Genomic DNA, 18,649 nt, shown 5'->3' with positions numbered 1-18,649 from the left:
GGCTATGAGTAAAGGATATGTATGGGTCGTCGATGACGACAGCTCGATACGATGGGTGATGGATAAGACCCTATCTTCGGCAAACATTAAGTGCGAAACCTTCGCAGACGCTGAGAGTGTGCTAATGGCACTTGAGCGAGAGAGACCTGACGTGCTGGTCTCGGATATTCGCATGCCCGGCATCGATGGCATCGAACTGCTCAATCGGGTTCAGGAATCCGCGCCCGATCTGCCGGTCATCATTATGACGGCTCATTCCGATCTGGATGCTGCGGTTAATGCCTATCAGAAAGGGGCGTTTGAGTATCTGCCCAAACCATTCGATATCGATGAGACCTTAACTCTGGTCGAGCGCGCTCTGATTCATAGCCAAGAGCAGAAAAGCGCTCTGTCTCAGGATGAAGTCATCAACACCAATGCCCCTGAAATCATCGGTGAAGCGCCGGCCATGCAGGAAGTCTTTCGCGCGATAGGTCGTTTGTCTCGCTCTTCCATCTCGGTCTTAATCAATGGTGAGTCGGGCACTGGTAAAGAATTGGTTGCGCATGCCCTGCATCGCCATAGTCCACGCTCCAGCAAGCCATTTATCGCGCTGAATATGGCCGCCATCCCCAAAGATCTCATAGAATCGGAGCTGTTTGGACATGAAAAAGGCGCATTTACCGGCGCCAATAGCGTCCGACAGGGCCGTTTCGAACAGGCCAATGGCGGTACGCTATTTCTTGATGAGATCGGTGACATGCCGCTTGATATCCAGACCCGACTGCTGCGTGTGCTGGCAGACGGCCAGTTCTACCGTGTAGGGGGCCATTCTGCCGTCAAAGTGGACGTGCGTATTGTTGCCGCGACCCACCAGAATTTAGAGAAACTGGTAGCCGAAGGGGAGTTCCGTGAAGACTTGTTTCACCGCCTCAATGTGATTCGAATTCATATCCCGTCACTGCGTGAACGTAAACAAGACATCGAGAAACTGACTTTACATTTTTTGTCGATGGCCGCGGAAGAACTGGGAGTAGAAACCAAGTCCCTCAACCCGGATACGGTCGATATTCTGAATAAACTGGACTGGCCGGGGAACGTCAGACAACTTGAAAACACTTGTCGCTGGTTGACCGTCATGGCAAGTGGTAGCGAGATTCTACCTAGCGACCTTCCTTCAGAGCTTCTCGACGAACCCAAACGGGTTGCCGACATCAACAGTGGTGACTGGCAACAATTGCTCTCCTCCTGGGCCCAGAATGCGCTTGAGTCAGGTGAGACGGAGATCCTCAATCGTGCCCAGCCACAGTTCGAGCGCATTCTTCTGGAAGCGGCACTGACTCACACCAATGGTCATAAGCAGGACGCGGCAAAGGTGCTGGGCTGGGGTAGAAACACCCTGACCCGCAAACTGAAAGAGCTGTATTAAAAATCTCATCCATAAGCCCATCGGGGGGACTCGCTACGTCACCCTTTTGGGTCATTTGCTGGTAAATGGCCTAAATGTTTTCCAGCATCCGCCGATTAAATACTAATAGTAGTATCAACATCCGCTCACAACATGACGGTTGTTTGATGTATCGGCGGTCACCACTCACACATCACACTATATATGACGGGATTTTTTCGAGTATCCATTAAAAAAGCACTGATCGCGCCGTTTATCGTCGTCTTTTTGTGCACCATCGGTACCATCCTTTGGCTGCAGAAAGAACGTTACAATGACCTGGCCCAGGAAGTCAGCACCCAGCAATTGGACAGCTTGACGCATAACGTTGTTCAGAGTCTGGATAGATTTCTTGAGCGCCCGTTTACCGCGGTGAAAACGCTGGCCCACGCCATTGAATACCATCACCTCTACGATCACCAAGAAGCAGACAAACTCGAGGGTTACCTGCGATCCAGCTTTAATTCGTTACATGAGCAAGTGAAACAAATTGACCTGATTGGATTTGGTAGTGAACTCGGCGATTTTCTCGCACTGCGCAGAGTCGAAACGTCCACCGCTTCCGCACCGTTCATCCTGATGGCACAGGATGCTCGGACCAATCATCAATTGACTGTCTATTCCGGACACGATCGGAACAGTGCCGCAGATGATGTCATCGCCCACTACGATCCTCGCCAGCGCCCTTGGTACCAACCGGTCAAACGAACACCGGAGCCTATGTGGTCGAAGGTGTATGCCAATGCCGATGAACAACAAGATATTACAATCTCCGCCCTCTCACCCGTGTATACCGAAAACAACGGCCAGCCGTCGTTTATCGGTGTTGCCGTTGTTGACGTACAAATCAACACTTTTGACCGGTTTCTGCAGGATATCCGGCAGCAGCACAAGGCTCAGGTATACATTATTGATGCCCAAAGGAAGCTGGTTGCTCACAGTGCCCGCTCTTCTATCGTCGACAGCCATGGCCAACGCTTAACCATGGCCAACAGCTCACACACGACCCTCGCTTTTCTGGATCGGGTAATGGCTGAACAACCGATGGTCGGGAGCCGCGTATTTTCTCATTCGGTGCAGGGCGATACCGAGTACATCATGATCAGTCGCTACCAAACTGCCACCGATCTTGACTGGTATGTGGTGGTGGCCATTTCAGCTGCCGATCTGCTCGGTAATATTTCGATAGGCAGTGAACAAACCTTGCTGGCAGGTTTGCTTTTAGGGGCATTGGGGTTAGTACTTGGCATTGCGGTTATCAATCGCGTAACCATTCCTCTGACAGAAACAGCAAAAGCGGCCAAACAGATCGCAGCAGGCTCATGGGACTATCCACTGCCAAAAACACAAACCACAATGGAAATCGTTCAACTGGTCGACAGCTTTTCTTCTATGCGTTCACATTTACGAGCGTCCTTTCATGCACTGAGAGAGCAATTGGTGCGAGACAACCTCACCAAGCTATATAGTCGACAGGGTTTTATTGAAACCTGCAGCGCATTACCCGTTAACAACAATGGCTGTATGATGCTGCTGGGTATCAATCAATTCCGTGATATCAATGACAGCCTTGGTCACGATCAGGGTGATGTCCTACTGGCCATCGTTGCCGAACGACTGAAGGCCTGGGTGTTGCTGGAAAACGGGGTATTAGGCCGCGTAGCTGGTGATGAGTTTGCCGTGTATCTGCCTGACATTGAGCGACAAGAGCAACTTTGCTACCAGCACCGTATCCGTCAGGTATTCTCTGCACCTTTCGTATTGCAGGGGGAACCCATTATGGTTACAGTTTCTATTGGCGTTGCATCCGCAAGCAATAGCAACTGTGTTGACACCTGTCTGCGTAATGCCGGAATCGCGCTGAGTCATGCCAAATCCGAAAGTAATCGCAGCTGCATCTACACCCCCGATATGGCCGAAAGTTCCCGAAAAAAAACTAAGCTATTGAAAACGTTACAACATGCGATCGACCATGATAGCTTCGAAGTGCACTTTCAGCCGATCATTGATCTGAAATCCGGAGAGACGTTAGGCGCGGAAGCCCTACTGCGACTGCGCGATGAGCAGCAGCAATTTGTATCACCGCTCGACTTTATTCCGATGGCGGAAAGTTCGGGGTTGATTCAAACCATTGGTAACATGATGGCCAGTAAAGCGCTGTCCAGCGTCGCAACAGCAATCGCTGAGGGGCAATTAGCGCCTGACTTCCATTTGCATATCAATGTCTCGGTTATCGAGCTCGTCAGCGGAAGCTATGTCGCTGAACTGGCAGAGATAATCGCGCTGAGCGGTTTTCCTGCGAAACAACTGACCATTGAAATCACCGAGTCGAGACTGGCAGACAATGACCCGGTGACACTGAGTAATCTGAACCAGCTGAAAGCACTGGGTGTGAGCATTGCTATCGATGATTTTGGTACCGGGTATTCATCACTGGCTTACCTTCACAAACTGCCGTTCGACAGTCTGAAAGTTGACAAAGCATTTGTTGAAAGGCTCAACCGAGACAACGCTCACGACAGCGTGGTAGCCGCCATCACCAAGCTATCAAGCAGTTTCGGATTCAGTCTGGTTGCTGAGGGTGTTGAAACACATTTGCAGGCTGAGTTGGTCAGAGAACTGGGCTGTCATCACGCTCAGGGATATCTGTTCAGCGCACCCAAACCGTTAGAAGAGTGGCCGCAGCTCAGAGCTACGGCCTGATATTATGACTAGATAACGCGAGAAAATTGTTGCTGACGCGCTTTTTGACGCAGGTATTTATCGAAACACATACAGATGTTGCGGATCAGCAGGCGACCGCGCAGTGTCACTTCAATCGTCTGCTCAGAGACTGTCACTAACTCATCGTCGATGAAGGTTTGTAGCAATTTTAAGTCTTCTTCAAAATAGCGGTTAAAGCTGATATTGAATGTATTCTCAATATTCGTCTTATCTAGTTTGAAGTTGCAAATCAATTGTTTAATAACTTCACGACGCAGCAAGTCGTCACTGTCTAACACTACCCCTTTCCATAAAGCATGTCTCAGTTCATTAACCTGTGCGTAATATTTCTTAAGCTCTTTCTGGTTCTGCGCGTAGCTGTCACCAATCATAGAAATGGCCGACACACCAAAACCCACCAAATCACAATCGCCTTGTGTGGTGTAGCCTTGGAAGTTGCGGTGCAATTCACCAGCTCTCTGAGCCACAGCCAGTTCGTCTTCTGGTAAGGCAAAGTGGTCCATACCGATAAACTGATATCCTGCACCAGTCAAGGTCGCAATGGTATCTTGAAGGATCGCCATTTTTTCTTCTGGCAACGGCAAATCTTCATCCTTGATCTTGCGTTGTGCGGCAAACAGATTTGGCATATGCGCATAGTTAAACACCGACAAACGTCCGGGTCGCATGGTCAGTACCTGATCCAGGGTTTGGGCGAATGACGTCTTGGTCTGCTTCGGCAGGCCATAAATCAAATCCAGGTTAGTCGAGCGAAAGCCCAACTCTCTGGCTCTCTCAGCCATTGCGAAGATAAACGCTTCGTCCTGCTCACGGTTGACCAGTTGCTGCACTTCTTTATTGAAGTCCTGAACGCCGATACTCAGACGATTAAAGCCTTCGGCACGTAAGTGATCCAGCATATCAAGCTCGATTTCACGAGGGTCGACCTCAATACTGATTTCCGCCTCTTCCTGGAAGAAGAACTCGCCACGCAGGATTGCCATCAGACGACTGATTTGGCTCTTATTCAAAAACGTCGGAGTGCCACCGCCAAAATGAAGCTGAGTCACTCTACGTCCCTGAAGCAATGAAGCTCGCTGACGAATTTCATGCTCAATCACATCCAGATACTCATCCGCTTTGTGCGCATGACGAGTGATCACCTTGTTACAGCCACAGTAATAGCAGAGCTTATGGCAAAACGGGATGTGTACATACAGTGATAGCGGTCGCTCCGGATACTGAGTACAGGCCATGTCATAGTCAGAGATGGTGTAAGCTTCGTGGAATTCCACCGCAGTTGGGTATGAGGTGTAGCGCGGCCCCGAATAGTTGTACTTATCGAGGATCGCCTGATCCCAAACGATCTGTTGCTTAGTTTCGATGTGACTTTGAGACATGGTAATACTTCCAGTAAAGACGTTGCTTCGCCTCTATTCTAACCAAGCAACAAACGTTCAAGGCTAAGAGACGTTGATCAGGCGCTATTTTGCCACAGGAATATGACGGGTAACGCCCAATTGTTCACTTTTGTGCAAGTGGTCGACAAAATTGCTAGCACGATCACTTGTCTGAGCCGCCGGTGAGCTTACCCCACCAGCTTGATGTCGATTTGATTGTTCAGCGGTTGGACTGTTTTCTGAAGAACCTTAAGCTCTTCAGTGATGGCATCATTCAAACGGGCTTCCGCTTTTTGCCTGGCCAGATTATCACGCATGCGATCCTGCTTCTTCATCTGCTGCCTTGCTTCACCACGCGGCATATCTTTGACGATGTGGTAAAGCTCTGACGTTGCCGGATAAGCCTTATCAAAATCAACTCGCTCATCACCTTGTACGTAGTCCATGATGTTGTAGAGTCGAATCGCAGCTTCTGATAAGTCACATTGGCCCTGAATGGTTGCCAGACAGATAGTATCCACGCTCTCAAAGATATTAGCGTTCCGCTTAGAGATGGCCAACTCTCGATGCTGCTGTTGCAACTCCTTTTGCTTCTTAAGTTGCAGTAGCAAATAGCCCGCATACGCTGCTAAACCGATAATGATGATCGCACCAGCGATGGCTAACAGTGTGAAGGTATTCATCTACTTTACCCTACTTATCCTTTAAACTGGTCGAGATCCAAATCTTCAAACTGTGACAATAAATCCGCGTCACTGCTCGGTTTTTTCTTCACTGTGGCTGCAGGTGCCGGAGCCTCTTCCTGCTCTTCTTGCTCCACTTCTTCCGGTTCAAGAAGACCTAACTGGCTCATCAGGACTTCAATGCGGTCCAACTTCTCATCCACATACTTTTGCAGGCCCGCACCCAACTTCTCGCCATTCTCAAGGCGATCCAGCAATACGTTCAGTTGCGCATCATTTTCCAGCATCTCGAGCTCTTGCTGTGCAGAGATTCGACGCTGCTGCTTGGTCGGCTTTTTCTTCTCTTCAACGATCAACGGTATTTTCTTTTTGCTACCCAAACGAGGATCGCGTTTAACCGCGTTACCTGCTTGCCTGGTGATCTCCGAGTCCGAATGACGGCTGCCTGACTTTTGACCTTTACGTTTTTTCAATCGCTTACGAAGACGGCCTTCAACATCCGCTTCGCTGCGGTTACGGGTTACGATTACCGGTTCAGGGTTGGAACCTGGTTTTCTCGATTTTTTCTTACGACTCATTACGTAAGCTTCCTCAATAAAATGACATCATTACCAATGAATTCAATGTCGAGTCCGTCTCTTTGCGCTAAAAACAAAAACGTCGCTCGGCTAAAGAACACTACGTGGGTCTGATCATTCTTATAGTGCCACTTTGTAAAAGCGTCTACATCAATGACCAGTTTTGTCATTAAGCCTAACCATCCTCCGGGCTTAATGAGCGATAACCATTGTTGCCAAACCTGGTTTGGCTCATACAAGTGCTCGATGACCTCTGTCGCGGTGACAAAGTCATAACGGCAGTCTAATACTTGTCTATCTGGATAATAGTACAAATCATACAAGGACATTTCATGACCTTGTTCCGACATTATAAGAGACAGTGCCGGGCCCGGACCACATCCAAAGTCGAGCCCCTTTGAGCCTTGCATCAATCGTTCATGAAGCGGAGTCACCAGACGAGACAGGAAGCGGCGGTAGCCATCATCACTCGGATCATTAATGTGAAGATCGTAAATCGCCTTCTCAGCATTCGCGTCGAGCCGCTGTGCCCGGGGAACAAATACCAATTCACACTGCTGACACTGCAGGTAGTCTCGTTTCTTGTCGGTGTGATAATGGTGGACGGAAAGTCCCGAACAGAGTGGGCAAGCTTCCACGATTCATCTCCTGAACGATACAAGGGTGCGAAACATACCAGAAACTGAGCACGGAGGGGAGTGGAGACGCGTATTTTTTCTACAATTTATCCAAAAACGCATAGGAAATTGGGCAGAGTGGCGACTTCCCCGCTGCCCACGATTTAGTTACATCCAGTTGGTGTTGCGGATAATACCCACCGCGATACCTTCAATGGCTAAGTGCTGTGACGTTAAATCCACCTCAATTGGCGCAAACTCTTCGTTTTCAGCGTGTAGCAATACCGTCGGCCCTTTGCGTTCCAGTCGCTTCACCGTCACATCATCGTCAACACGTGCCACGACGACCTGACCATCACGAACATCCTGCGTTTTATGCACGGCCAGCAAGTCACCGTCCATAATACCGATGTCTTTCATACTCTCGCCGTTAACGCGTAGCAAGAAGTCAGCTTGCGGTTTAAACATGCTGGGATCGACCTGATAGTGAGCCTCTACATGCTCCTGAGCCAAAATCGGCTCACCCGCTGCCACCTGACCAATTAAAGGCAGACCTTCATTTTCATTGGCCGCTTGCTGCTCAAGCAGAATACGGATCCCGCGCGAGGCACCCGGGATGATTTCAATGGCTTTTTTACGCGCCAGTGCTTTAAGGTGTTCTTCTGCCGCATTCGCAGAGCGGAATCCAAGCTCTTTGGCGATTTCGGCGCGAGTAGGTGGCATACCTACATCGTCAATTTTGCTTTTGATTAAATCAAAAACTTGCTGTTGTCGTGGCGTTAGCGGCTTCATACATCACCTGTCTGTTTATACAGTTAACTGTGAGTATATCCAGTAATCGGCCAATTGCAAAGATAATTGGTTGTTTTTTTAGCGGATTAGTCCCATACCTAAGTGAGCACCCGTAGAATTAGTCGAATTAGGATGTAACGAGTTTTTTCACTCAAAGGTAAGACCAGTTTCTGGTATGCTTGCACCGCTCTAAATTTAGTGCCTAGGATTAAGATCTCAACATCATGTTGCCATGCTCCATCCTCTGGCATTGTTTCTTTCGAACAAATTGAGGCTGTGAACCTTTATGTCTTCAGGACAATCACTCTTCCGCTCTTTTATTAAGCTACCAATGTCAGTGCTGGTAAAAGAGACGGCGATTCCATCTAACCCAATCGAAGACCACAATATCGATCTGACGAAACCTGTGGTTTATGCGCTGCCATTTAGTTCCAACGTTGATCTGCTCACGTTGCAGAAACAAGCGCTGGCATTAGGGTTACCCGATCCGCTGGAGCCTATTGTGCTCAATGGAGAGGAACGAAATCGCTACGTTTACATCGCCTCACGCCCTACTCTAATCAATAATGATCAACACGTACCCAGCGAATCCATCGCGCTGTTTTCTGATCTTTTGAAACAGCACGGTGACGACCCGAACTTGGATGTCCAACTGATCCCAACCACGGTACTGTGGGGGCGCAAACCAGGTAAAGAAGAAACACCTAAGCCCTATCTGCAACCGATGAACGGTCTACAAAAAACGTTCGCGGTGTTCGCCTCTGGACGTGACTGTATGGTGCGTTTCAGCCCAGTGGTCTCCCTGCGTTATATGGCAGATTCGCACGGCACCGATGAGTCCATTGCCCAGAAGCTGGCGCGAGTGGCGAGAATCCACTTCTCTCGTCAAAAACTGGCGGCATCCGGACCCAACCTGCCGAATCGTCAGGTACTGTTCGACCGTCTGCTCAAGTCGCAAGTCATTGAGCAAGCCATCACAGACTACGCGAAAAGCAACGACATCGCTGAAGAGAAGGCACGTAAAGAAGCACGCCAAATAATGGATGAGATTGCGGCGGATTTCTCCTACAAGCTGGTCAAAAGTGGCGACCACGTACTGACCTGGCTATGGAACAAACTTTATCAGGGCATTAACGTCAGTAATGCCTCTACCGTACGACGCCTGGCACAGGACGGACACGAAATTGTGTATGTTCCGTGTCACCGCAGTCATATGGATTACCTATTGCTCTCTTATGTGCTGTTTAAAGAAGGTATGGTGCCACCTCACATTGCTGCAGGCATCAACCTGAACTTCTTTCCGGCGGGTCCGATTTTCCGTCGCGGCGGCGCGTTCTTCATCCGACGCAGTTTCAAAGGCAATAAACTCTACTCAACCATCTTTCGTGAATACTTGGCGGAGCTGTTTGCCAAGGGTTACTCAGTCGAGTACTTCAGCGAAGGCGGACGTTCACGCACAGGTCGTCTGCTGCAGGCGAAAACCGGTATGCTTGCCATGACCATTCAGGCCATGTTGCGTGGTCTCAACCGTCCGGTGACGCTGGTGCCAGTGTACATTGGTTATGAGCATGTGATGGAAGTAAGTACCTACGCCAAAGAATTGCGCGGCAAGCGTAAAGAAAAAGAAAATGCGGGTCAGGTACTAAAAACTCTGCGTAAGTTGCGCAACTTCGGTCAGGGCTACGTCAACTTTGGTGAACCGATACCGCTGAATCAATACCTGAATGAGACAGCGCCTAACTGGACTAAAGACATCGACCCGATGGGCACCAGCAAACCGCAATGGCTGGTACCGGCCGTGAATGAACTGGCGACGAAGATGATGACCAACATCAACGATGCTGCCGCCAGCAATGCATTAACCCTGTGTGCCACAGCGCTGTTGGCCTCCCGTCAACGCGCTTTATCCCGCGACAGTCTGGTGAATCAGATAGATTGCTATCTGTCACTGCTGAAGAATGTGCCCTACTCTAAGACATCCACACTGCCAACGGCGACAGCGGCTGAGTTAGTGGCTCACGCCGAGTCTCTGGACAAGTTTGTCATTGAATCTGACACACTGGGCGACATCATCTCACTAGATCGCCATCAGTCCATTCTGATGACCTATTATCGCAATAATATCATCCACCTGTTTGCCCTCCCTTCACTGGTCGCACAGATGCTGATCAGACAACACAAGCTGACAGTAGATGAAATCAAGTACAACGTCGCTAAGCTGTATCCGTTCCTCAAGAAGGAGTTGTTCCTGAGCATTGGCGAATCTGAGTTGGAACAGACCGTTGACAACATCATCGAGGAACTTGAACGCCAAGCGCTCATCGTGGTAGAGCAAGGTGTGGTCTCGATGAATCAATCCAACACTCAGACTCTGATGCTATTGGGTCGCACCATTTCGGAAACTCTGCAACGCTACGCGATTTCGCTCAACCTACTGGCCAGTTATCCAGAGTTGGGTAAACGCGATCTGGAGCAGAAGAGTCAGGAGATTGCGCAGCGTCTCGGTCGACTTCACGGTATCAATGCACCGGAATTCTTCGACAAAGGCGTATTTGCGGCCCTGTTCAACACACTGAAAGAACAAGGCTATCTGGATAGCGACGGTAACTGTGATGGCCCGGCCACTGAGAACCTGGCTAGCCTGTTGTATGGACTGCTCTACCCGGAAGTGCGCCTCACTATCCAGGAGAGCGTGCATCAAAGCGACTCTGAGGCGAGCGAATCAGAAGACTGACCGTTTCTCTGAGACAAAAAAAAGGCGCTAACCAAAGCGCCTTTTTTTATCTGTTGTTCAGTGGTTACCAGAAAGCCACCAGCAAACCAATGGTAATGGCCATGCCAACGTAATTATTATTGAGGAACGCCTGAAAACACGCGCCTCGGTCGCGGTGCCTGATCAACCACTGCTGATAGACAAACAAGGTTCCGACCACCAACAGCCCCCAGTAATAGCTCGCTCCCAACTGATACCATCCACCCAACGTGAACAACATCAGCAAGGTCGCAAACTGCATGACACCAATGGTTAATTTGTCACGACGACCAAACAGTATCGCCGTCGACTTGATACCTACCTTCAGATCATCCTCGCGGTCAACCATGGCATATTGTGTGTCATAAGCAATGGTCCATATCGCATTGATGACAAAGACAAACCATACCATCATCGGCAGTTCATTTGCCTGAGCCGCCCAGGCCATAGGAATCGACCAACTGAATGCCAGCCCCAGAAACAGTTGCGGCAAATGGGTATAACGCTTCATAAACGGATAAATGAAAGCCAGAACGATACCAACAAACGACAACTGAATGGTCAACGTATTCATCGTCAGTACCAGAATGAAAGATGCTATGGCCAGAAACAGAAACAACCCTAACGCTTCTTTCGACGACACCAACCCCGACGGCAAAGGTCGGGATTTAGTGCGTTCAACATGGCCATCAACGTTGCGGTCCGCAAAGTCGTTGATCACACACCCAGCGCTTCTCATCATCACAACACCGAGAGAAAACACGATCAACACATCCCAGTCGGGTAGACCACGCGCAGCAAGCACCAGCGCCCAGAGCGTTGGCCACAGCAGCAGCAACGACCCTATGGGCTTATCCATGCGCATCAACTGCCAATACGCTTTCGCTTTCATCGAGGTCATTGATTACTCTCCATGTTATAGACCGGCGATTCAGGGAGGAACAACTCAGCCACCAAAATGGGGTGGCCCGCAACCCAAAGACGAGAACGACGTGCCAGCAAATCACCTTGCGGCGTCGATATATGGGCTACCTGAAGCGCATCACGTTTGGTATCTGCACTGGAAAATACGGTGACACCAATCGGCACCGTTCCCTGCTGGGAAATGTCATACTGACCTCTGACCATCGCATCCAGCGACATCAGAGTTCGGCCAATCACCCAAGGCACCCCATCTCCGGACAGCACAACCTCTCTGAGCCAGCAGGCTTCATGGTCTAGAAGGACTATTTCGTCTGCAGACATGCCCTTTGACACACTGGCTTCATTTCGAACCACCTCTACCGCGAAATGGTCACAGTGAGCGCTGAGCTTATGCGAAAGAGAGCCCTGTTCAGTCAACCACTGCAAGGCATTATCATTGCTAAATCGGAACTGATCTGGAGACAGCCATTGAGCCTGACTGAGTACTTTCAGATAATCGAAAACTGAATCATTCATTTTGCTATTCAATAACACGCGCTTAACGCGTACAATCATTATTCTTCTGAACGGCGTATTGTACCATTCGAAACGTCTATTCACTCTAGTTGTATCACGCTATTGTAACAAAATTAGGCTTACGGAATATTAGCTAAATGGAGTTTGAAAGAGAGAAATATGCGTAAACGTTACCTGACCCAGTTTTTCCTGATCATGGGCTTGACTGTCACGTTCCCAGCATTAGCAGCCCAGGAACCAGTCCCTACACTCGCCTACTTCACTTTAGAGCCCGAACTGACCACTAACTTTTATACCGAAGGCAAGCGTCTGGGCTATGTTCAGGTACGTATTGATGTCATGGTCGCCGATACCAACGATCTGGCACTAATAGAACGCCATCAGCCGCTGATTCGAGATGCAGTCGTTGAGCTTTTGGGACGCCAGAATGCCGATGTGATTAAATCTTTAGCAGGCCGCGAAGAGATCCGCCATGCGTTGGTAGAAAACCTGAACAACCTGCTGTTGGCAGAGACCGGTAAAGCTGTGATTGCCGACTTACTGTTCACTAAGTACTTGTATCAGTGAGGTTTTAAGCGCTGGCTGTCAAAGAGCCCTATTACGATTCCGCTCACCAGCCCTGTCAGGTGAGCCATATTGGCTATCGCCAAAAACGGCTGGAAGAAACCGAGCACAAGCCACACTAACATAAAGGCGACGAGCGGCTTCTGAATCACCAGTCCCAGCTCTGGTCGCTTCCAGGTCAACATCCACAAGTAGCCGACCAGCGCATACACCACGCCTGACAAACCACCAAAGTTCGCCCCTTCCACCCAGTATTGACCTGTACCGGAAACCGCCGCGGCGATCAGAAATATCTCTAGCAATTTTCGGCTACCAAGATGTTTTTCAATGTCCCCACCCAGTTGCCACCACCACAATAGGTTGAAAATGATATGCAGAGCGGAGAAATGGAGTAAAGCATGAGTAAACCAACGCCAGATTTGCCATTGCTGACCGTCAAAGGCAGGAAAGTGTAACGCTGCGAAAATGGTATTGCCCAGACCGAGTTGTTGAAAGACGAAAATCACCGAACACACCAACATGGTGGCCAGCGTCATCACGCCAGCCTTCGCTTTCAGCATCGTCATCATACTCGGCGTCTGATAGTGGAAAGTATTACGACGGGTCTCCGCCATCTCCCATGATGATGCCTGATACTTGGGGTGACCTGGATCTGCCAGAAAATGTTTCAGTTCCATTTCCGCTTCCAGTTTATCGGCACCGTCCATCAACCAAAGTGCAAATTGACCACTACCTTCCGGCATCATCTGCACATCAATTTTTCTTGATGCCATGTAATCGATAAATGCCTGACCCATTCTCGGGTTCTGAATCGTGATCAATCTAATCATAGTTATCTCTCAACCGGGAGCTCAGCACGCTGCCAAGCTTCAAATCCTCCATCAACACTATATACCTGTTCGAAGCCCTGATTCAAAAGATATTGAGCCGCGCCCTGACTGCTTACGCCGTGGTAACACATGACTAACACCGGAACGTCAAACTCCACCTGCTGCATAAAATCGACAATGGTGTCATTAGTCAGGTGAAATGCACCCACAGCATGCGCCAAGGTAAATGACTGTGGATCACGGATATCTACCAGCCTCGCCTCCTGATTATTTTGAAGGAGCTGATGAGCACCTGAGACATCGATGTGTTGAAATTGATCCATAGAAAACCACCTTACTTTTTGAAGTAGCAACGGCCTTACACCGTGCCGTATCGTCGTTATTATTTCACCTTCGATAGTATCACTATTCAGTGCCGTTAAAGTACTGGCAATCACTAAGGTTATCCACTCAAGGCGAATATTTCACCATCTGTGAGTAACTCTGTGGATTGCGTTGATAAGGTATTTTTGGATCTTTTGATCCACTACATCTAGTTATGATCCTGATCTATCTGTGGGTAAAGCAAAAGGTATCCCCAGTGCCAAAAGCGCCTGAATCGACCGTTTATCGCTGCTTTCTGACAGTTGGCAAATAATTTTGTCACAGACTTATCCACAGCCGAGCGCTGTCATTCGCGATCTGTTTTTCGATCCAAATAAAAAGGCCGAGATCTCTCGATCTCGGCCCTATTAATTCTGAAATATTAACTGTGCGCTAGAACTCGCCGACCGCCGCTTTCAGCTTCTTCATTGCGTTCTTCTCTAACTGACGAATACGCTCCGCTGACACGCCGTAAGTATCGGCTAAATCCTGCAATGTGGCTTTATTATCATCCAGCCAACGAGAGCGGACAATGTGCTGACTGCGCTCATCCAACGTCGCCAGTGCAAGACTCAGACGATTGTTGGTATGCGTTTCCCAGTTCTGTGCCTCATAATCTTCAGCAAGATCGGAGCTCTTGTCTTCAAGGTACAGTGCCGGAGCTGTATAGGAAGTCCCGGAATCATCATCGTCGTTCTGCATTTCAAACGTTGAGTCTTGCGCTGCCAGACGAGATTCCATTTCACGGACCTCTGACGGCTCAACACCTAGTTCTCTTGCGACCGTTTCGACTTCACCATTGTTGAACCAACCGAGGCGTTTTTTTGACTTACGCAGATTAAAGAACAGTTTGCGCTGTGCCTTAGTCGTCGCAATTTTAACGATACGCCAGTTGCGCAGCACGTATTCGTGAATTTCTGCTTTAATCCAGTGCACGGCAAACGAAACCAGTCTCACTCCAACCTCTGGGTTAAAGCGCTTCACCGCTTTCATCAGACCAATATTGCCTTCCTGAACCAGGTCAGCCATCGGTAGCCCATAACCTGAGTAGCCACGAGCAACGTGAACAACAAATCGCAGATGAGAAAGAATCAGCCCCTTCGCCGCTTCAATTTCACCGTCATAGTGCAATCGCTCTGCCAGTCCACGCTCCTCATCAGCAGTCAGCATTGGGTAGCTGTTTACTGAACGGATGTAGCCATCTAGACTATCTTGTGTAACTAAAGCCATTGGATACGCTTGCTTTGTCATTCGTTTCCTCATTCATCTCGAGTAAGATTAACACCTTCTTAACCCATCAATATTGAACGTATTTCGTTCCAGATTCAAGAAGGGGTTAGTAATTATGCATAATCAATAAGTCTAAACAAGGGTAAATGCCGATTAAATTTCATTCATTAATAGGCATTTTCTGTGCTTATGAGATTGAGCTCTCACTATCCTATTGAATAACTGCATAATTATTAATCGTTGCCATAACACATCTTGAAACAGTCTTTGTTATGACTGTGAACACTTAAACGGGTTCAATTTCTTTTAGATGGCGCTTCGCGGAGATTCTTGCCGCGCCCGTCCCAAGAAACAGCCCCAGCATCAGAATGAGCAAAGTTTCATCCCAGCCCAACCCAAGCAGTCGAAAATCACTGTCATACAGCGTCGCCAATTCGGTCACAGCGCTGTTAAGCAATACCGTAATAAGCGCCGTCAGTAGCCAGGCTGCCACCGCTCCTAGAATACCAAACCACATACCGGAATAGAGATAAGGCCTGAGAATGTAGGCATCTGTCGCACCAATGAGCTTCATGGTTTGAATGGCTTCTTTGTTCGCCAGCACGTTGAACCGCAACGTGTTACCGACAATCAAGAACACCGACACTAACATCAGCACCGACAGTGTTACGACCAGAGTCGATGCCAACGTTTTAATGGCGTCAAAGCGACTGAGCCAGTCTTCATCACGACGAATATCCGTTATCTCTTGTTGAGTCCTCAATTTGGACACCAGATTGCGGTCTGTCTGCACATCCGCATCGAGAGGAATGATCGTCAGCACACCTGGCAAGGCATAGCCATCAAGCAGGCTCAAAGCCTGATCCAAACCGGAGTGTTCACTGAGATCGGCCAATCCCTGCTGCGGCGTAATGTATTCAACAGCCTTAACCTCCGGCCAGCTTTCGATATCATCTTTCATCACCAGTACTCTGGCGTCCGGCACGCCCACCGAGATAAAGGCCGTCACCTGAGATTGACTGGCCACATTTTGGGTCACAGCGGCCACATTCTTACCCAAAAGATACAGACAGGCAGGCATCGTTAATGCCATAGAGATGACCGCCAGAGTCAGAACGTTCCCCAGCGGACGCTGCCACATCTCCAGCAGAGAGGCTTTGGCCTGTTTCCAATGCACCTTAAAAAAGCCATCAGACTTCAGTTTGTGCTTCTTTGGCGGATTGTTTCGCTTATTGCGCTTAAACACCATCGCTCACCTCACTTAGAAAGCCCTGGTTTAGCTCAAGATAACGATACTGAGGACGAGAACGGACAAGATGAATATCATGCGTTGCCAGTAGGATAGTGACCCCGGCACGATTAAATTCTTCAAACAGCTGCAACACCTTGTTAGACAACTCGGGATCCAGGTTGCCGGTTGGTTCATCGGCCAACAGCATAGTAGGCCTGTTAACGACGGCTCGGGCAATACCGACACGTTGCTGCTCACCACCCGATAACTGGCTGGGCAAGCATTTGGCTTTGTCCAGCAACCCGGTTTTATCTAACGCAGCAGAAACCCGGCGCTTGATCTCGTGCTCAGAGATGGATTCGATACGCATGGGCAGTGCGACATTGTCAAACACACTGCGATCCATGAGCAAGCGGTGATCCTGAAATACAATGCCTATATTACGACGTAAAAAGGGAATGTCCTTCGACGAGATCCGGCTAATGTCATAGTCATTAAAAAAGATACGACCATCGGTTGGTCGTTCAATCGCACAAATCAGTTTCAGCAGGGTACTTTTTCCCGCGCCTGAGTGGCCACCCAAAAACGCCATTTCACCGCGTTTAAGATGGAAGTCGACTTTTTGCAGTGCTTGCCGTCCACCGCGGTAGGCTTTGCTCACTTGCTCAAATTTGATCACCGAATCATTCCTCTGATTAGATGCGTTAAGTCAGAAAAGGGATGCTTAGCATCCCTATTATTAATGAGATTACTCTTCTCGGCTAAAGAGTGCTTCGATAAAGTCCTGAGTCTCAAACGGTCTGAGATCATCAATACCCTCACCGACACCAATATAGCGAATCGGGATCTGGAACTGGTCAGCGAGCGCGAAAATCACGCCACCTTTTGCCGTACCATCCAATTTCGTCAACGTAATACCGGTCAGCGGCGCTACATCACTGAACAGCTTAGCCTGACTGATGGCATTCTGCCCCGTTCCCGCATCAAGCGTTAACATGATTTCGTGCGGTGCAGAATCATCGATTTTCTTCATCACGCGAACAATTTTACGCAGCTCTTCCATCAGGTTGGCTTTGTTTTGCAAACGGCCAGCGGTATCGGCAATCACCACATCCACGCCTCGAGCTTTTGCCGCTTCAATTGCGTCATAAATAACCGACGCACTATCAGCCCCAGTGTGTTGGGCAATCACCGGAACGTCATTGCGCTCACCCCAAACCTGTAACTGCTCTACCGCCGCAGCACGGAAGGTATCTCCAGCCGCAAGCATCACTTTTTTACCTTGCGCCTGGAACTGTTTCGCCAGCTTACCTATGGTGGTGGTCTTACCGACGCCGTTCACGCCAACCATCAGAATCACGTAAGGTGTTTTCGCACTATCGATTTCTAGTGGCTTCTCTACATGACTGAGGATGTCGGCCATTTCATCTTTGAGCAGACCGTATAGGGCCTCGCCATCTTTCAACTGTTGGCGCGACGCTTTCTCGGTCAGATTATCAATAATTTTTACCGTGGTGTTCATGCCCACGTCAGCAATAAGCAACTGTTCTTCCAGTTCCTCAAATAGCTCGTCATCGATCTCTTTACCTTTGAACAAACCAAAGAAACCAGCACCAATATTGGCTTTTGTGCGACTCAGGCTACGCTTGAGACGCGCGAAGAAGCTTTCTGTAGGCTTTTCCTGTTCCTGAACCCGAGGGGTAGCAATGACTGCTTTTGCTTCTGCTTCTGCTTCTGCTTCTGCTTCTGCTTCTGCTTCTGCTTCTGCTTCTGCTTCTGCTTCTGCTTCTGCTTTATCAGTGTCAATCTCAGATGCTGCGGCGGCAACCTCTTCTAGCTCTGATTGCTCACGTTCAGAAGCAACAAGCGCCTCTTCCGCTTCACCAGACTCTTGTTGCTGCTCGGATTCTTCCTCGACCGGGGTATGGGGTTGCTTTTGCTCTGTTTGCTCTTCGTCACCGAAGCCAAGCCACGAGAGTAATCCGCGTTTTTTCTTTTCTGTCATCTGAAACTATCCTGAATACTGTCTTTTCAAATGTC

At 49.1% G+C, this 18,649-nt stretch carries 17 protein-coding genes; 4 read left to right on the top strand and 13 right to left on the bottom strand.

Annotation, left to right across the window (positions count from 1 at the left end; genetic code table 11):
* Positions 1-4: 4 nt before the first annotated feature.
* Positions 5-1,408 (top strand): nitrogen regulation protein NR(I), encoded by a 1,404-nt coding sequence (gene glnG, locus C4S60_RS21620; RefSeq protein ID WP_103882383.1) that lies wholly within the window; start codon positions 5-7, stop codon positions 1,406-1,408.
* A 183-nt stretch (positions 1,409-1,591) separates the two neighbouring features.
* Positions 1,592-4,129 (top strand): bifunctional diguanylate cyclase/phosphodiesterase, encoded by a 2,538-nt coding sequence (locus tag C4S60_RS21615; RefSeq protein WP_103882381.1) that lies wholly within the window; start codon positions 1,592-1,594, stop codon positions 4,127-4,129.
* Positions 4,130-4,137: 8 nt separating this feature from the next.
* Here the strand turns inward: C4S60_RS21615 and hemN are convergent, their stop codons facing one another.
* The 5 genes from hemN to lexA all read right to left on the bottom strand — a co-directional run bounded on the left by hemN (position 4,138) and on the right by lexA (position 8,199).
* Positions 4,138-5,529, bottom strand: coding sequence for an oxygen-independent coproporphyrinogen III oxidase (hemN, locus tag C4S60_RS21610; RefSeq protein WP_103882379.1), 1,392 nt, complete (start codon positions 5,527-5,529; stop codon positions 4,138-4,140).
* A 188-nt stretch (positions 5,530-5,717) separates the two neighbouring features.
* On the bottom strand, positions 5,718-6,212 hold the full coding sequence (locus C4S60_RS21605; RefSeq protein ID WP_103882377.1) for a DUF2489 domain-containing protein: 495 nt from the start codon (positions 6,210-6,212) through the stop codon (positions 5,718-5,720).
* Between the two features lie 14 nt (positions 6,213-6,226).
* A complete protein-coding gene (gene yihI, locus C4S60_RS21600) occupies positions 6,227-6,790 on the bottom strand; it encodes a Der GTPase-activating protein YihI (protein ID WP_103882375.1) in 564 nt (187 codons plus the stop codon).
* Positions 6,790-7,428, bottom strand: a complete 639-nt coding sequence (locus C4S60_RS21595; protein WP_103882374.1) for a class I SAM-dependent methyltransferase — start codon at positions 7,426-7,428, stop codon at positions 6,790-6,792. Before C4S60_RS21595 ends, yihI begins: the two co-directional genes overlap by 1 nt.
* A gap of 147 nt (positions 7,429-7,575) precedes the next feature.
* The gene (gene lexA, locus C4S60_RS21590; RefSeq protein WP_103882373.1) at positions 7,576-8,199 is read right to left on the bottom strand and encodes a transcriptional repressor LexA; all 624 of its coding nucleotides are present in this window, start codon (positions 8,197-8,199) and stop codon (positions 7,576-7,578) included.
* A gap of 286 nt (positions 8,200-8,485) precedes the next feature.
* On the opposite strand from lexA, the gene plsB reads away from it, so the two are divergent.
* On the top strand, positions 8,486-10,933 hold the full coding sequence (gene plsB / locus C4S60_RS21585) for a glycerol-3-phosphate 1-O-acyltransferase PlsB (RefSeq protein ID WP_103882372.1): 2,448 nt from the start codon (positions 8,486-8,488) through the stop codon (positions 10,931-10,933).
* Between the two features lie 64 nt (positions 10,934-10,997).
* Here plsB and ubiA read toward each other — a convergent pair whose 3' ends face one another.
* Together ubiA and C4S60_RS21575 are read right to left on the bottom strand one after the other, a co-directional pair.
* On the bottom strand, positions 10,998-11,852 hold the full coding sequence (gene ubiA, locus C4S60_RS21580; protein ID WP_103882371.1) for a 4-hydroxybenzoate octaprenyltransferase: 855 nt from the start codon (positions 11,850-11,852) through the stop codon (positions 10,998-11,000).
* On the bottom strand, positions 11,849-12,391 hold the full coding sequence (locus tag C4S60_RS21575; RefSeq protein ID WP_146060890.1) for a chorismate lyase: 543 nt from the start codon (positions 12,389-12,391) through the stop codon (positions 11,849-11,851). Before C4S60_RS21575 ends, ubiA begins: the two co-directional genes overlap by 4 nt.
* Positions 12,392-12,550: 159 nt before the next feature.
* Between C4S60_RS21575 and C4S60_RS21570 the strand changes: the two genes are divergently transcribed.
* Positions 12,551-12,958, top strand: coding sequence for a flagellar basal body-associated protein FliL (locus C4S60_RS21570; RefSeq protein WP_103882369.1), 408 nt, complete (start codon positions 12,551-12,553; stop codon positions 12,956-12,958).
* Here C4S60_RS21570 and glpG read toward each other — a convergent pair.
* The 6 genes from glpG to ftsY all read right to left on the bottom strand — a co-directional run bounded on the left by glpG (position 12,952) and on the right by ftsY (position 18,614).
* The gene (gene glpG / locus C4S60_RS21565) at positions 12,952-13,785 is read right to left on the bottom strand and encodes a rhomboid family intramembrane serine protease GlpG (protein WP_103882368.1); all 834 of its coding nucleotides are present in this window, start codon (positions 13,783-13,785) and stop codon (positions 12,952-12,954) included. The two genes, C4S60_RS21570 and glpG, sit on opposite strands and share 7 nt — an antisense overlap.
* A 2-nt stretch (positions 13,786-13,787) precedes the next feature.
* Positions 13,788-14,108, bottom strand: a complete 321-nt coding sequence (gene glpE / locus C4S60_RS21560; protein ID WP_103882367.1) for a thiosulfate sulfurtransferase GlpE — start codon at positions 14,106-14,108, stop codon at positions 13,788-13,790.
* A 433-nt stretch (positions 14,109-14,541) separates the two neighbouring features.
* Positions 14,542-15,399: an RNA polymerase sigma factor RpoH gene (gene rpoH / locus C4S60_RS21555; protein WP_103882366.1), complete on the bottom strand. Its 858-nt coding sequence runs from the start codon at positions 15,397-15,399 to the stop codon at positions 14,542-14,544.
* Between the two features lie 265 nt (positions 15,400-15,664).
* Positions 15,665-16,627: a permease-like cell division protein FtsX gene (ftsX, locus tag C4S60_RS21550; protein ID WP_103882365.1), complete on the bottom strand. Its 963-nt coding sequence runs from the start codon at positions 16,625-16,627 to the stop codon at positions 15,665-15,667.
* Entirely contained in the window at positions 16,617-17,288 is a 672-nt protein-coding gene (ftsE, locus tag C4S60_RS21545; protein ID WP_103882364.1) for a cell division ATP-binding protein FtsE, read from the bottom strand. Before ftsE ends, ftsX begins: the two co-directional genes overlap by 11 nt.
* A 69-nt stretch (positions 17,289-17,357) precedes the next feature.
* Positions 17,358-18,614 (bottom strand): signal recognition particle-docking protein FtsY, encoded by a 1,257-nt coding sequence (gene ftsY / locus C4S60_RS21540; RefSeq protein WP_103882363.1) that lies wholly within the window; start codon positions 18,612-18,614, stop codon positions 17,358-17,360.
* Positions 18,615-18,649: the final 35 nt, after the last annotated feature.

Origin of the sequence: Vibrio hangzhouensis (genome assembly GCF_900107935.1) — a bacterium.
GTDB lineage: Bacteria > Pseudomonadota > Gammaproteobacteria > Enterobacterales > Vibrionaceae > Vibrio > Vibrio hangzhouensis.
The sequence above is the reverse complement of the archived record's forward strand: the minus strand, read 5'-3'. Positions and strand labels throughout refer to the sequence as shown.

What these genes read in the sequence shown, in the direction of transcription:
- ubiA (WP_103882371.1), bottom strand. Translation starts at nt 11,852, where the DNA reads ATGACCTCGATGAAAGCGAAAGCGTATTGGCAGTTGATGCGCATGGAT.
- C4S60_RS21615 (WP_103882381.1), top strand. Translation starts at nt 1,592, where the DNA reads ATGACGGGATTTTTTCGAGTATCCATTAAAAAAGCACTGATCGCGCCG.
- ftsX (WP_103882365.1), bottom strand. Translation starts at nt 16,627, where the DNA reads ATGGTGTTTAAGCGCAATAAGCGAAACAATCCGCCAAAGAAGCACAAA.
- lexA (WP_103882373.1), bottom strand. Translation starts at nt 8,199, where the DNA reads ATGAAGCCGCTAACGCCACGACAACAGCAAGTTTTTGATTTAATCAAA.
- rpoH (WP_103882366.1), bottom strand. Translation starts at nt 15,399, where the DNA reads ATGACAAAGCAAGCGTATCCAATGGCTTTAGTTACACAAGATAGTCTA.
- yihI (WP_103882375.1), bottom strand. Translation starts at nt 6,790, where the DNA reads ATGAGTCGTAAGAAAAAATCGAGAAAACCAGGTTCCAACCCTGAACCG.
- C4S60_RS21575 (WP_146060890.1), bottom strand. Translation starts at nt 12,391, where the DNA reads ATGAATGATTCAGTTTTCGATTATCTGAAAGTACTCAGTCAGGCTCAA.
- C4S60_RS21570 (WP_103882369.1), top strand. Translation starts at nt 12,551, where the DNA reads ATGCGTAAACGTTACCTGACCCAGTTTTTCCTGATCATGGGCTTGACT.
- glpE (WP_103882367.1), bottom strand. Translation starts at nt 14,108, where the DNA reads ATGGATCAATTTCAACACATCGATGTCTCAGGTGCTCATCAGCTCCTT.
- ftsY (WP_103882363.1), bottom strand. Translation starts at nt 18,614, where the DNA reads ATGACAGAAAAGAAAAAACGCGGATTACTCTCGTGGCTTGGCTTCGGT.
- plsB (WP_103882372.1), top strand. Translation starts at nt 8,486, where the DNA reads ATGTCTTCAGGACAATCACTCTTCCGCTCTTTTATTAAGCTACCAATG.
- C4S60_RS21605 (WP_103882377.1), bottom strand. Translation starts at nt 6,212, where the DNA reads ATGAATACCTTCACACTGTTAGCCATCGCTGGTGCGATCATCATTATC.
- glpG (WP_103882368.1), bottom strand. Translation starts at nt 13,785, where the DNA reads ATGATTAGATTGATCACGATTCAGAACCCGAGAATGGGTCAGGCATTT.
- glnG (WP_103882383.1), top strand. Translation starts at nt 5, where the DNA reads ATGAGTAAAGGATATGTATGGGTCGTCGATGACGACAGCTCGATACGA.
- hemN (WP_103882379.1), bottom strand. Translation starts at nt 5,529, where the DNA reads ATGTCTCAAAGTCACATCGAAACTAAGCAACAGATCGTTTGGGATCAG.